The sequence below is a fragment of the Kitasatospora sp. NPDC058243 genome, assembly GCF_042882025.1.
In the GTDB taxonomy this organism is placed as follows: domain Bacteria; phylum Actinomycetota; class Actinomycetes; order Streptomycetales; family Streptomycetaceae; genus Kitasatospora.
On sequence record NZ_JBHVWW010000057.1, the window covers coordinates 1 to 14008 of the forward strand.

Genomic DNA, 14008 nt, shown 5'->3' on the forward strand with positions numbered 1-14008 from the left:
GCGGGACGCAAGTGAGATGACCTCTCATGCCATCAGTGTGCTCGCGACCACTGGCAGCGCCCCCGCGGCCCGGCAACGCCCATCTGTGACACGGCGGGCGGCGACGACCGGCGGGTGCTGGCGGGTGCTGGCGGTGCTGGGATTCCGAAGGAACCGGTCGGCCCCGGGCGCTCGCCGAAGGCCCGGCCGACGCGGGGGCGGCGAAAAGGTTGGTGTGCAGGGCCGACGGAACCGGGTAACGTCTTTGCCATGTTCTTCCAGACGCCGACTTACGAGTGAGCGCGCTGGGGGTCAAGGGGTTGCGGGCGGTGGCCGTATCTAGAGGGATGTTCGGGTCTGGATCGTCGGGGGAGCTGATCTGGGGCGGACAGGTGCTTCGCTTGTGGAAGCAGGGTCACGTGAATCGCTTTGCTGAAAAATCCACTCCGGGAGTGCCGTGCGACTTCCTTCGCCGCTGGCGTATTTGCTACCGAGAGGAAGCCCCGACGTGTGGAATGCCCCGCGTCGGGGCCGCCTCTTGATTCTGTCGAACTACCAGTTTCTGCTGCCTAGTTGTTCAGATCGAACACTGCCGTGACCGGTGCGTGGTCGGACCAGCGCTCGGTGTGGGTGGCGGCCCGCTCGACGTAGGCCTCGACGGCCTTGGCGGCGAGGCCCGGGGTGGCGACCTGGAGGTCGATGCGCCAGCGGAACGACACCTTTTCGAAAAAGGTCCACCCGTTCGAGCGCAGCCTGTTCGAGGGTGCCTGCTGGCCTGGGCGGTAGGGGACCTCCTGTGAGCATCATGACGGCTTCGGCGCCGGTTCGGGCAGTGGTGGGTTCGCGTGTCTCGGACACGCACGGCAACGAGGGCAAGGTCTCGCACCTGATCCAGGCAGAGACAGCGACCCGGCACGCGGTCTCGAAGGAGTGGGAGATCGTCGGGTCCTTCGAGGACCTGGACGTCTCCGCGGAGGTCACGCCGTGGAAGCGTCCGGACCTGGGGCCGTGGCTGACCGAGCGGCAGGGTGAGTGGGACGCGTTGGTGTGGGCCAAGGTGGACCGGGCGTTCCGGTCGGCGAAGGACTGTGCGGACGTGGCGCACTGGGCTGAGGAGAACCACAAGGTCCTGGTGTTCACGGACGACGGCATTACCCTGGACTACCGGGAGGGCCAGGAAAGGTCGTTCGGGAACGAGCTGGCCAAGGTCTTCCTGATGCTGGCGTCGATCTTCGCGGAGATGGAGCTCAAGCGGATCAAGGCCCGCGTCACCGCCGCGCACAAGCACTTGCGCAAGACGGACCGGTGGGCCGGCGGGCAGCCGCCGTACGGGTATCGGATCGTCGACCGACCTGGCGGTGGCCGCACCCTTGAACCGGACCCGGTGACCTCCGAGGCCGTGCGGTACATGGGCAAGCTGCTCCAGGAGGGGCAGAGCCAGTGGATGATCGCCACGGCCCTGGAAGCAGCCGTCTTCGACACGCCATCGATGCACGCGTTCAAGAATCAGGGCGAGTCGTATTCGAGCAAGCGCAAGACGCCGCTATCGAATCACTGGAACCCGACCAGCGTGGGGAAGATCCTGCGCTCGCCGGCGACGATGGGCCTGAAGCTGACCGGCCGCTCCGTGAAGGCACGCAAGATCGCCCGCGACGCCAAGGGTCTGCCGATCCGGATGGCCAAGCCGCTGTTCACGGATGAGGAGTGGGCCGCGATCCAGGCGGCGATGGACGAGCGGTCGGTCACCAAGGAACGATCGAACGGTGCCTCGCCCTGGCTCGGCGTTGCGCACTGCGACCGCTGCGGCGACCGGTTCTACCGACAGGTGAACCTCGCCAAGAACGGAAAGATCTACGAGTACTACCGCTGCGCGAAGTCGGCCGGGAAGCCGGCCTGCAAGGGCCAGTCCGTCAAGGGCGAGCGCGTCACAGCGGCAATCACCGTCCTGGTCGAGCGCCTGGCCGGGCTGGCGATGACGGTGCGCAGGTTCATCCCCGGCGAGGACCACACCGAACAGCTCAACCACGTCACCCAGGCCATGAAGGACCTCCGCGAGGAGAAACGCCGCAACCTGTTCGACTACCCCGGCGGCGACGACGAGTACGCCGAAGCCCTCGAAGTCCTGGTTGACGAACGCCGCCGCCTCGCCGCCCTCCCACAACGCCCCTCCGCCTGGGTCGAGGCCGAGACCGGCCAGACCTTCGCCGACGCCTGGACACAGGCCGACCAGGAACACCGCCGCCAGCTCCTCCTCGGCCTCAAGGCCCGCCTCTACATGACACCCGCCATCGAAGGCTGGTACCTACCCGCCGAACTCGAAGCACGCGTAGGACACGTGAAGTGCGCAGCGTGACCTGGATCGTCGTCGGCCGGAACTCGTCGTGGGTCGGGGCGGGCCTCGTCGTGAACGTGGTCATTTCCGCAAGAGCGGACATGTCGGCGCCCTCGCGGAGTGTGGCTGGCAGGTCGCCGACGTGTCCGCTGGAGTCGAGGAGTTCGGCGTCCACCACACAGCTGATTGGCATCCGCAGGGGCAGGTCCCACGCGAGTACGGCGTCCGAGGATGCCAGGCCTGTGAGCCAGCGCGGAAGAGGGAACCGGCTGGCGGGCGTCTCTCCGTGACGGCCGTGGCGAGGCCGGCAATCAACTCCTCGATCAGTGCCTGGTTCTTATGAGTTCGCGCCTTCAACGACTCGATAAGTGGTTGCAGCCCTGGTATCCGGGAAGGCCGCCGTGATGACCCTGCACGTCGGCGGCGAAGGGAAGCCCTTCGCAGGACGCGGTCGGCCACGCCCCGGCGTCCTTGTGAGGGACGCTGACCTTGCCGCCGTGGGCCTCGGCGATGTGCAGACTGTGCTGCCAGGGACAGGGCCCCTCGCCGACGTCGTGTACCTACGCCAGCTACTCGGCAAGCTCGTCGGCGTCGATGGAAGTGGCGAACTGCTCTGCCAGCAGGGCTGATCCGCGCAGGTGCTCCTCCAAGGTGTGACGTTGGCCTGATAGGTTTCGGCCGTGCGCCCACAGCGGCGTCACATCGCTGCTTGAGTCCTCCATAACGATCAGATTTCTCATGACCCGGACCGTACCGCCGTCGGCCGACGTGCGACGGGCATGATTCGGAAGCCGATGGGCACAGGCGACGCGCGTTTCACGCCGAAGTGAAATGCCCGAATCAGGCACATCCGATTTCTGGAGTACCTCTTGGCTTGGCGTGGGATGGCCAGTTGTTGCTGGGGTAGCCAGTGGCGGTCGCCATCCAGGACGACCGAGGATCGCAACCGTCACCATGCTCACGGTGGGACGGGTGCGGGGTCGTGGTGGTCGCCCTCCCGGGCGGTCGAGGATCGCAACGAAGGCGCGAAGGCCGTGATGTCCATCGCCGCCGAGGTGGCGGTGGCCCTTCCGGGAGGCCGAGGATCGCAACCAGGAGTGGAAGGACGACATCATCTCCGTTGACCCGGCGGTCGCGCTCCCGGGCGGCCGAGGATCGCAACGACCGCTGCTCGTCGACATCGCTAACCAACGTGGCGGTCGCACTTCAAGGCGGCCGAGGATCGCAACTCGCCCCACTTGCCCAGGTTCCGGCCGCTGCGGCCGGTGTGGCGGTCGCCCTCCAGGGCGACCGAGGATCGCAACACCGCGGCGCCGCTAGCCGGCGACGACCTCGTCGAGGTGGCGGTCGCTCCCCGCTGTGGCCGAGGAGCGCAACGACATCATCACCCGCGCCATTCAGTCAGGCGTCGAATGGCAGTCGTCCTTCGCGGTGGCTGAGGATCGCAACCACGGTCACGTCCGGCCTGGTTGGTGGGCTAGGTTGGTGACGGTCGCCGTTGGAAGCGGCCAGGGGTTACAACTCGACCACGACGGCGCCTGAGCAGTGGGCATCCAGCAGTGGCGGTCGCTCTCCTGGGCGGCTGAGGATCGCAACCAGACCGGTTGATGGAAGTTGACAGAGGTTCTGCACAGTGGCGGTTGCCCTTCAGGGCGACCGAGGCTCGCAACACTGGCATCACCGTCCACTACGGCGATGGCGTGTCCGTGTGTCGGTCGCCCTCCCGGGCAGCCGAGGATCGCAACGTCGACTTCGACGGGCGCCACGTCCTGGTGTTGATGATGGCGGTCGCCCTCTGGGGCGGCCGAGGATCGCAACCTCAAGAGTGCCCTGAACACGCGCATCGCCGCCGAAGTGGCGGTCGTCCCCCCGGGGACGGCCGAGGATCGCAACGCTTCGGTGGCCGATCTGATGGGCCGGCTACTGCCCGAGTGGCGGTAGCCCCCCCCGGGGGGGGCGGCCGAGGATCACAACTGCGTGCGGATCCAGCTGAACAAGCGAAACACGCCATGGCGGTTGCCCCTTGGCGGCCGCGGACTGCGGTGCTGAAGTGGACATTCAAGCGGGCCCCAGGCAGCTACCCCGCAACTTGAGAACTCAACAGTGGACGTGCATTCGGACCGCGGCCAGGCCAATGCCCTCTTGGGCCGCCGAGGATCGCAACCGTCCCCGCCCCTCGGCCGCGGGGCGGCCTTGCGGTGTGGCGGTCGCCCTTCGCGGCGGCCGAGGATCGCAACGCCCTGGTCCCGGCTGGCCACGGTCGGCGTGCGGCGGTGGCGGTCTCCCCCGGGGCGACCGAGGATCGCAACACCTCCTACCGCCGTCTGCTGCCCTACCTATCCGAGGCGGCGGTCGCTCTCCGGGGCGGCCGAGGAGCGCAACGATATCCATGCGTGGGCCGAGACCGAATCTGCCGCGGTGGCGGTCGTTCTTCGGTGCGGCCGAGGATCGCAACGTCACGGCGACGCCGTACGGGAATCCGGCGTGAACGGTGGCGGTCGTTCTTCGGGGCGGCCGAGGATCGCAACATGCACAAGACCGTCGAGCTCGCCTACCGCACTGGTGGCGGTCGCCCGTCGGGGCGACCGAGGATCGCATCCACTGGAAGTCGAGCTCTGCCTGGGCCTGTTCCAGCAGGTGGCGGTCGGCCTCCGGGGCGGTCGAGGATCGCAACAAATTGTTGACCACCGCGGAGGAAGACGGTCCGCTGATGGTGGTCGCCCCCCGGGCGGCCTAGGGTCGTAACTTGATCTTGGAGATGATCCGGCCGCCGATGTCGGCGGTGGCGGTCGCCCTATGGGTTGGTCGAGGATCGCAACGTCGTGCAGGACGAGACGGGCTTGTGGACGGTCGCGTGGCGCTCGCCCTTCGGGGTGGCCGAGGGTCGCAACAGCATGCTGCGCCACGGCTGGGCCTGCCTCCCGCTGGTGGCGGTCGCCCTGCAGGGCGACCGAGGATCGCAACACGCACGTTCCGCACCTGGAGCCGGCCGAGCCGTCCCGTGGCGGTCGCCCCCGGGGGCTGAGGATCGCAACATCGGCTTCGGCCCGAGCGCGCGGTTCCTGCAGCAGCGTGGCGGTCGCCTTCCCGGGCGACCGAGGGCCGCAACCACGCGCCGTAGGCGGTGGCCGTGGTGAGCGGGTAGGTGGCGGTTGCCGTCTGGGTGACCGAGGACCGCAACACCTTCTCTCTGGAGGGCTGTGCGACTGCCTCTCGTGGCGGTCGCCGTCTGGGGCGGCAGAGGATCGCAACGTCGAGGAGGTCATCCGCCTCAAGCCCGCCCTCACCTCGGCGGTCGCCCTCTCGGGCGGCTGGGGATCGAAACAGGACGTCCTTTGCGGCGGTCCAGGCCACCCCGGCCGTGGTGGCCGGCCTCCGGGCGGCCGAGGATCGCAACCTCAACTCCCTTAAAGGGGGTACTCCTTGAGTGACTGTGGCGGTATTCCTCCGGGGCGGCCGAGGATCGCAACGTGACCAACGCGCCGTTCACAGCGGTAGCCGGATGTGGCGGTTGCCCTTCGGGGCGGCCGAGGATCGCAACCCGGAGGGCCGGCGTGCAGGGCGTCCAGCAGCCCCGTGCCCGCTGGCCGGTCGATGAGCACCTTCGGGCCCGCACCCCACAGCGGGCGGCCCGTTTCGGTGTCCTCAAGGACACTGCTCATGATGCCCGGCACCACGATGCAGGCATCCCGAGTTCGGTCGTCGAAAACCTTCGGCATCCCGGTGTGCGGCACGACACCGAGGTATCGACTGAACTCATTACTCGTAGTTCCCACGTCACTTGACGATAGGGGAGAAAACTCGTCGGCCGCGTGGGCTTGGGCTAGAAAGGGCCTCAGTGTCAAGGATCCGACTGCAGCCTGGGGTGATGGCACGCGCCCGATCTGCCGGCCGGGCAGGGTCTTCCGGCGGTTACGTCCGATGGTGTCCACCCTCCCTGCGAGCAGGCCACGGCCCGCCGGGCCGGGTTCGGCTCCAGGCCACCCTCGTCGTCTGCGGCGCCACCACCCCCGACCGCTCTCGGCATCCCGCCCCAGGTTGGGCTCTGCCCAGTTCGTCGCCCTCGAAGTCCGTGTCAGTTTGCCTGATGGTGGCCCCGCACGAGATCGCCCTGGGGTGCCGTGGTGGGGGCGTTCTGCCTGGTGGCCCGGAACCAGGTTTCCCCGGCGTTGTTGCGATGCGGCTGAAAGTCCCCGATGTGACGGGTGGACTCCCCACAACCGTCCCGACCGTCAGACGACGGCTTCGAGGAAGTCGGCGTACTGGGCGAGGGCCTCGCCCAGTTGCCTTCGCCCTGGTGTGTCCGGTCGGGCCGCAGTCCACAGGGCGATGCCCGTGCGCTTGATTTCGTCCAACCGATAGCTGGGCAAGCCGGTGCCGGAGATGTCCTCGTACAGCGTCAGTAGTGCGGCGACGATGCGGTGGGCCGTTTCTGCGTCGGGGTGCTGGGCAGCCCGACGGGCGACGGCGTCCGCAGCGGACACGGCTGCGGTCTGCTCGACCGTGAGCGCGGTCATCTCCAGCCACACCGTGTCGTCCAGGGCCTGCGCGTAGACGAATTTGCCAGCGCCGCGCAGGTGCCCGGCGTCGTCGGGCAGATCGAGGCCGAGAACGTCGCGCCACAGGTCGACGGCACTTGTGAAGATGCCCTCGTTCGCCTCGGTGGCCTCGGGGGGCAGGAGCCGCCCGACTACGCTCAGCAGGTGGGAGACGGCGGCGGCTCCGTCGTTGTCGGTGGCCAGCAGCGCGAGGAACGCCTGGCGGCCGCCGAGCGTGGCGGGGTCGATCAGTAGGAGAGCCGCACACACCTCCCACATCGTCTGGTTGACGCGGTCGTGCTGGCGCAGGTGTTTGGCGAGCTGGCCGCGGTCGAGGCGGCGCAGGAGGTCTATCGCGGCCTGGTCGGCGACGCCCCTGGAGGTGATGCCGGTGAGGGCGGGGCAGTGCGGCCGTTCCAGGTCGAACAGCTGCGCTCGGTGTTGCTCGGCCCAGTCGGGGGCGTGTTCCAGAAGGGCGGGGAGGCGGTGGCCGATAACGGCCAGGGCGCGGTGGTTGGTGCCTGCGTCGAGGAGGTCGGAGAGGACATCCTCGGCCGGGGCGGGGAGCTCGTCCGGCCCGGCGGTCCGGTTCAGGCCCCAGTTGATCAGAGCGTCCAAGGCGAGGCCGCTGATCTCGCCGTAGGCGGCCCTCAGTGGATCGTCGGCCGAGGGGCCGGTAGGTACGATCCAGGTCGTGACAACGGCGGTGAGCCACTCGGTGACGAGCGGTTCGACCGTCCCGAGGTCGACGCCGCAGGCCCACGCCTCGTCCAGGTGCAGGCACAGGGTGAGCTGCGTCTGGGTCGCGCCGGACGGGTCACGGCCGGGGTCGGCGACCAGCTCCCACAGTGCGTCGATGGCCGCGCGCCAGGTTGCGGCCGGGTCAGGGAGCGGGCACGGTTCGGCGGTCAGCGGGGTGCGCAGCGCGGACAGGTAACTGTGCTGCAGGGCGGGTTCTTCGAGGGCAGCGACCACCGTCGGGACGGAGCCGGTCCAAGAGGCGGGGTCGGCGGTGACGAGCTGGCCGAGGATGATGCGGGCGTAGTCGGGGGACAGCGCGCCGGTGCGCCGGCGGTCGAGCAGGGTCGCAGCGGCGGCCAGCGCGCCCTTCTCAGAGGCCAGCTGGGAGAGTTCCCGCACGGTGGTGGCGAAGTGATCGAGGTAGGGGACAGGCCGCAGGCGGGTGAGCGGCTTGCGGGGTGCGGCGCCGACCAGCTCGGCTATTGCGTCGACCACGGGCTGCCACGGGGCAAGGACGGCGGGCGGCAGGACGGGGGAGAGTCCCCAGACCGTGGCCCAGCCATCTGGCACCCTCACCGGCCAGCCCGCGAGGGCTTGCAGTCCGTCGTCGAGGGCCGACCCTGCCGGGGCCGGTCCGAGCGCCGTCGTCAGCAGCGCTTCCAGGTCGGGCAGGGCGTCGGGTCGGCAGTGCTCGAGGGCGGCGGCGACCAGGTCCACGATGTCGGCACCCACCCGCGCGACGGCGCCGAGCCGGGAGAGGACGTCGTGGGCGGCCGACAGCCAGGTCTGTTCGTCGTCCTCGTCGTCCTGCTGCCTGGGAATGGTTTCGAGCAGGTGCGCGGCGAGCAGGCGGTCCGTCCAGCGGCGCGGGCCGGGAAGGCCCGCCCACCCGGCGGTTCGCTGTGCGAGGGTGACACCGCCTGCGGCCTCGGTCCGTGCGAAGTCGAGGAGGGCCCGCACCGCGATGCGGGCGACGGAAGGAGTGAAGTCGTTCGCGGAGACAACCTGTCGCAGGTCGTCCGCCACGTCGAGGTCGGCGAGCTCCAGTTCCGATTCCATGGCGCCAGCGGCAACTGCTGTCAGCGCGGCGCGCACCGCCCGGATCACCGCCGTGTCCCGCAGGCCGCTCGCGCTGTAAGCGGCCTTCTGCAGTTCCGTCAGCTGCTGCTGGATCTCCCAGCGCTGCCCGGCGCAATGCTCCACCACGTGCAGCAGCACGCGTTTGGCGACCTCAACCCACGCCGGGTCGCGCTCGATCGCGGGGACGTCGAAAAGCCACAGCACCACCAGCTGCCACAGGGCATCGATCGGGAAGCCGTCGCTTCCGAGCACGGCGCGGACCAGGGACGTGCCCGGCCCGCCGATCCGGCGCGCCACCTGCAGCAGGCCGGCCAGCACTTCGGGGTCCACGCCGCGGAAGGCTGCCTCCTTCTCGCTGAGCCAGGCCAACGCCCTATGCGGGTTCGTGGCGGCGACGCGCTCCAGGTACGGCTGAGCCGGCCAGTGCCCGCGCTCCGGCAACAGCCGCTGATCACTGACTAGGTCCAGCCAGCCGGGGCTGACCGCGTGCACGAAGAAGTACCGGACGGCGCGCGGCTGCTGGAGCGCGGCGACCACCTCGCCGTCTTCTGGCGTCGGCCTCTGGGCCCGGACGAGTGGCACCAGCAGCGGCGCCAGTCTGGGCAGGCCGAGCACCAGCTGCTCCACGTGAGCGACGAGATCGGCGAACAGCTTGCGCGTGCTCGCCTCCCCCTCCCCAGCGCTGCCGTGGAGCACGCTGGAGGTCTGCTGGTAGAACTTCGCCCACGCCCGAAACGCTTCCTGCTCACCCAGCCCAGGGACGCTGCCCGTCCGCTGCTGAACGATGTGGGCCAGCTGGCGCCGACGGAACGCCCCGCCGTCCTGCTGTTCCCGCATGCGGTAATCGAACGCCTCCCGCAGACCGGCCAGACCGTCCGCCCGGGCGGCGAGCTCGGCCGCGCCAGAGTGGCGCCGCGCCTGCTGCAGCCGACGCAGGACCGCCACCAGGGCCCGCTGATCCTCAGGCGTGGAAGGCAGGGCCTCCAGCGTTGCGACGGTGTCGAGGAGTTCGAGCTCGGCCTCGTACTGCGGCCGGGGGTCGACTGGGCAGGGAAGGCGGTCGGGGGGAATTCGGATGAGCCGCTGGATGCCCGCTCCGACGCCGGCTTTCGGCTCCAGGATGTCGGGGATGTCTGCCGTGCTGTCGAGCGCCTCGGCCAGCCTCTCCATCGCGGTCTGCTGTCCCAGGGACCGCTTCAGTAGGGCGGCGACCTCCTGGTTGACCCTTTCCTGGGCGTCGCGCGGTCCTTCGAACGCCTCACCAGCCTCCTTGAGGAGGCTGTCGATCGCGGATCGGCAGGACGCGAGCGCGCTCTCCAGCGGTTGCGACCACCGGTCGGTCTCGGCGAGCTTCTGCTGTGCGTCCCGCAGGTGACCGAGTGCTCGGATTCCGTTGGGTCCAAGGTTGGTGAGGGCGTCTGCGAGATGGGAGCCATCGGCCAGCCGGGACGCGTCAACGCCCGCGCCGGGCGCGTCGGGAGGGATCACCGCGCCACGCTAGCAGTGCGCGCGCCGATCAGGGCGAAGTTCTCTTGGCGGAGGCGTTGACGGGGATGGCGCCCGGGCCCGGCAGGACGGGGTACTGACCGCTGCCTTGCTCAACTACCTGGTTGAAGACATCGCGCTCGGTCCCGCAGGGGTGCGGGCTCGGTCGTGATCATTCCTTCTACTCGAGGCCCGGGATGGTCGAAGGGTTGTGCGGGCGGAGACTTGAGCCTGGATCCATCATGTCGCATCGCACTGACGACCCTCCAGCGGGCGCTCCGGAAGCCGGGAATCGCCGAATCGGGCGAGCTGCGCGTGGGGCCGAAGCCGTCGTCAAGAGGGGGCCCAGCGCCGCGCGGACTATAGCGCGTCTTAGCTCGCCCTGGAATTGATTATCTGGAATCCGTCTGGAGGAGTACTGTCGGATCCTACCTGATTCTCTCCTCCGGAGCCTTGTATGCGCGCGACTCGCCTATCCCTGCGGAACTTCCGCGCAATAAGGGAAGTGGACATCGAATTCGACAAGGTAACGGTGATTTCCGGCAAGAACTCCACTGGTAAGTCGAGCGTACTTGAAGCCCTCCATCACTTGGCGGGAAACTCCCTTCGGCAAATCACGGAAAGCGTCGGCCCGTTCAGTTCCACCGCTTCTGGCGAGCTGTCGATTTCGTTCGATGATCTTGAGCTCGACCTGGTCGGCGAGGCGTATGCCAGGAGGCTGGGCAAGCTGGCCGTGCGAGCTCCCGGATACATGAGGCGGGTCGCCTTCCAGGCTGACGGCACCCGTGCCCTGACCAGCAGCGAAGAGCTGAAGGTGGCCTTCTCGCCGGAGTTTCGAGCCCAGTACCCCTTCGCTAATACGACGCTCGTACGCCCGGGCGAGGCATTCGCGATATCCGGCCGCCCCGTCATCGGCCTCGGAGTACCGTTCAACGCCCAAGCGACAGTTCAGTCTCACGCCGGGTACAACGATCCGACCGTAGACACCGAGGGCTACCTGGCTTTCCTCGACTACCAGGCCCTGCTGACTGAAAGGGACGGCTACCAGGGCGACGACGGATTCACCGAGATCGCCGAGCTGTTCCGCGATGTGACCGGCCGCCAGCTCCTACGCCCTGCCTCCAGCAAGGTCAGCGGCTTTACCCATCTCGCCGTCGCCCTGCCCAACGGCCGACGCCATGGCCTGGAGGGGCTGTCCAGCGGTGAGCGGGGCGCACTCGGCCTGCTGTGCCTCGGCCACCATCTGCGATCGACCAGGGGAATCGCCCTGCTCGACGAGCCCGAGCTCCACCTTCACCCGTCACTCGCTGCCACGGTGGTCTCGGCCTTCCTGGAGCTAGCGTCGGCGGCGCAGGTGGTGATGGTGACGCACTCGCTGGAGGTGCTGTCCGCCGTACCGGCCGACCGGGTGATTGAGCTGACGAGCAGTGACCAGAGCGGAAACCAGGCACGGCACCAAACCGCCGCCTACGGCCGCCTCAGCCGGGTCGCGGCAGGCAGCATGCTGGCCGAGTTCGAGATCATCGTGGAGGGTGAACGTGACAGTGACGATCTCCACACACTCTTCCCCGGCGAAATGGGACGCGCGAAGGTCATCAAGGCAGGAAACTCCAACCAGGCCCTGACCTTTCACCGGCATCACCAGGACACTGAGGTGCCCCGACCGTGGATCGTCCTGCTAGACCGTGACCTGCGAACAGCGGCGGAAGTGGACGCCCTCCACGCGCGCTACCCGAACCTGCACGTCTGGCCGCTGCGCGCCATCGAGAGTCTGATCCTTCACCCCCCGCTGGTCGCAGCGGTCTACACCGACAACGCCCGGCACCTCACCACCGAACAGGCGCAGAGCCTGCTCTGGGAGGCCGCCCTGGACCTGAAGAATGGCGTGGTCGAGGCGCTACTCGAGCACGAGCTCAACCGGCTCCACCCGACGCCCAAGAAGGGGAACGCCTCCTACGAGGAGCATCGCCGAGCGATCGCGCAGGCCGAGCTCGACCGCGCCGACTCCGCCGCACAGGCCCGAGCGGAGCTCGCCGCGCAGGTCGAGCAGCGCTGGGAGGCCGAGTGGCTGACCCTGGCTGACCCGAAAGTCCTCCTGGCCGTCTTCCACCGTCGGTCGCGATTGTTCGTGACACCCGAGGACCTGCGGGCGGCCCTGATGGCCCGGGCCGGGCGGGACGAGAGCGTCCGCCATCCGGCACTGGAGGAGTTCCGGTTGAAGCTTGCCAGCCTGCGGTAGGCCGGCCACTTCGCGCGAACAGGCCGCCAACCGCTCCACCAACGCCCCCGCCCAGGCCGGCATCGCCCAGTTCCTCGACATCGGCACCGGCATCCCCACCTCGCCCAACCTCCACGAGGTCGCCCAGGCTGCCAACCCGTGGGCCCGGGTGCTCTACACCGACAACGACCCGATCGTCCTCGCCCACGCACAAGCCCTGTTACTGAGCAGCCCCGAAGGGCTGACCACCTACCTCCAGGCCGACGTCACCGATCCGGACGCGATCCTCACCTCACAGGAACTGGCGCGGAAAATCGACGTCACCGCCCCTGTGGCCCTGAGCCTTAACGCCCTGCTCCACTTCGTTCCCGACGACCAGAACGCCTACCGGATCGTGGGACAGCTCAAGGACGCCCTCCCCAGGGGCAGCGCCCTGGTGATCAGCCACGGCACCCCCGACTTCGGACCGGCCGAGGCCGCGTGGATCACCCAGGTCTACGCCGCCGCCGGCACCACGGTCCGCATGCGCACCCGTGAGCAGATCGAGCGGTTCTTCGACGGCTGGCACCTCCTCGACCCAGAGGTCTGCCCTACCCACAGGTGGCGGCCGGACGGCTCTGAGCAGGGGGTCACCGAAGCCCAGGTGAGTGCCTACGCCGCCGTCGCGGCGAAGCGGTGACACGTGCACCCAGTGAAGCGCCATCGGTGCCAGCGGATGCAATCGTTCGCTGACGAATCCCGGATGTCGACAGCCTTCCGGCCGGGCCCGGGTCGGGGTCCTCACCAACCAGGACGCGCCGCCCCGTTCCGGTACGTGCCGACGGTCGACCTGAGGTATAGCGGGAGTTCCGGGAGCTGCCCGACGGTGTGCCACAGAAGGTACTCGCGGACCCGGCCGGCGACGTGGCGGTCGTTGATCTCCAGGACGGTGGTCGGGCCGTTCGCCTTGATACGGACACACTGAGGTTCGGGGGCATGGGGGGCGGGGGCATGACCTTCGGAGTGTGGGGTGGAGTGGCGGGCGGCTGAGGATCGCAACCTCATGGCCCGCCGCGGCCGCAAGACGGTCACGAGTGGCGGTCGCCCTTCCGGGCGGCCGAGGATCGCAACTCCTTCGCCATGTCGGTGCCGTACTACACCCACTGGAGTAGCGGCAGCCCTCCTGACCGGCCGGGTATCGTAACCACATCGAGCTGTACGGCCTTCACCAGCTCCAGATCAGTGGCGGTCGCCCTCGTGGGCGGTCGAGAATCGCAACTAAGTATCCGGCGCGGACGGGTCTACCCAGCGTGCGGTGGCGGTCGCTCTCGCGGGCGGCCGAGGATCACAACGCCCCGCACTACCCGGAGATGCGGACCTACAGCCTGCGGTGGCGGTCGTCCTCCTAGGCAGCCGAGGATCGCAACACCCTCAAGCAGCACGATGGCCTCCACCCGGAGGAGTGGCGGTCGTTCTTCTGGGCGACCGAGGATCGCAACCTGGACGGCGACTGGGACATCTTCACGGGCCATATGGTGGCGGTTGTCCTCCCGGGCGGCCGAGGATCGCAACATTGAGGCCCACACGGTGAAGCCCGCCGGACACGCGGTGGCGGTCGCCCTCCCGGGCGGCCGAGGACCGCAACTCTTAAGGGTG

5 protein-coding genes and 1 pseudogene are annotated in these 14008 nt (G+C 68.7%); 3 read left to right on the forward strand and 3 right to left on the reverse strand.

What is annotated here, in order from left to right; all coding sequences use genetic code 11:
* Window positions 1-548: 548 nt before the first annotated feature.
* Window positions 549-686: pseudogene (locus ACFVX9_RS29300) on the reverse strand (exodeoxyribonuclease III); the annotation flags it as partial.
* Between the two features lie 125 nt (window positions 687-811).
* Between ACFVX9_RS29300 and ACFVX9_RS29305 the strand changes: the two are divergent.
* Entirely contained in the window at window positions 812-2332 is a 1521-nt protein-coding gene (locus ACFVX9_RS29305; RefSeq protein WP_387984390.1) for a recombinase family protein, read from the forward strand.
* 548 nt (window positions 2333-2880) lie between these two features.
* Here the strand turns inward: ACFVX9_RS29305 and ACFVX9_RS29310 are convergent.
* Both ACFVX9_RS29310 and ACFVX9_RS29315 read right to left on the reverse strand, forming a co-directional pair.
* Window positions 2881-3051: a hypothetical protein gene (locus ACFVX9_RS29310; protein ID WP_387984392.1), complete on the reverse strand. Its 171-nt coding sequence runs from the start codon at window positions 3049-3051 to the stop codon at window positions 2881-2883.
* 3492 nt (window positions 3052-6543) lie between these two features.
* Window positions 6544-10158: a hypothetical protein gene (locus ACFVX9_RS29315; RefSeq protein WP_387984394.1), complete on the reverse strand. Its 3615-nt coding sequence runs from the start codon at window positions 10156-10158 to the stop codon at window positions 6544-6546.
* Between the two features lie 454 nt (window positions 10159-10612).
* Here ACFVX9_RS29315 and ACFVX9_RS29320 point away from each other — a divergent pair, with 454 nt between their 5' ends.
* Both ACFVX9_RS29320 and ACFVX9_RS29325 read left to right on the forward strand, forming a co-directional pair.
* Window positions 10613-12394, forward strand: a complete 1782-nt coding sequence (locus ACFVX9_RS29320) for an ATP-dependent endonuclease (protein ID WP_387984396.1) — start codon at window positions 10613-10615, stop codon at window positions 12392-12394.
* Window positions 12378-13052: an SAM-dependent methyltransferase gene (locus ACFVX9_RS29325; RefSeq protein ID WP_387984398.1), complete on the forward strand. Its 675-nt coding sequence runs from the start codon at window positions 12378-12380 to the stop codon at window positions 13050-13052. Before ACFVX9_RS29320 ends, ACFVX9_RS29325 begins: the two co-directional genes overlap by 17 nt.
* Window positions 13053-14008: the final 956 nt, after the last annotated feature.

Excerpts from the sequence above, each read along its gene's own strand:
- ACFVX9_RS29310 (WP_387984392.1), bottom strand. The coding sequence starts at position 3,051 with ATGAGAAATCTGATCGTTATGGAGGACTCAAGCAGCGATGTGACGCCG.
- ACFVX9_RS29320 (WP_387984396.1), top strand. The coding sequence starts at position 10,613 with ATGCGCGCGACTCGCCTATCCCTGCGGAACTTCCGCGCAATAAGGGAA.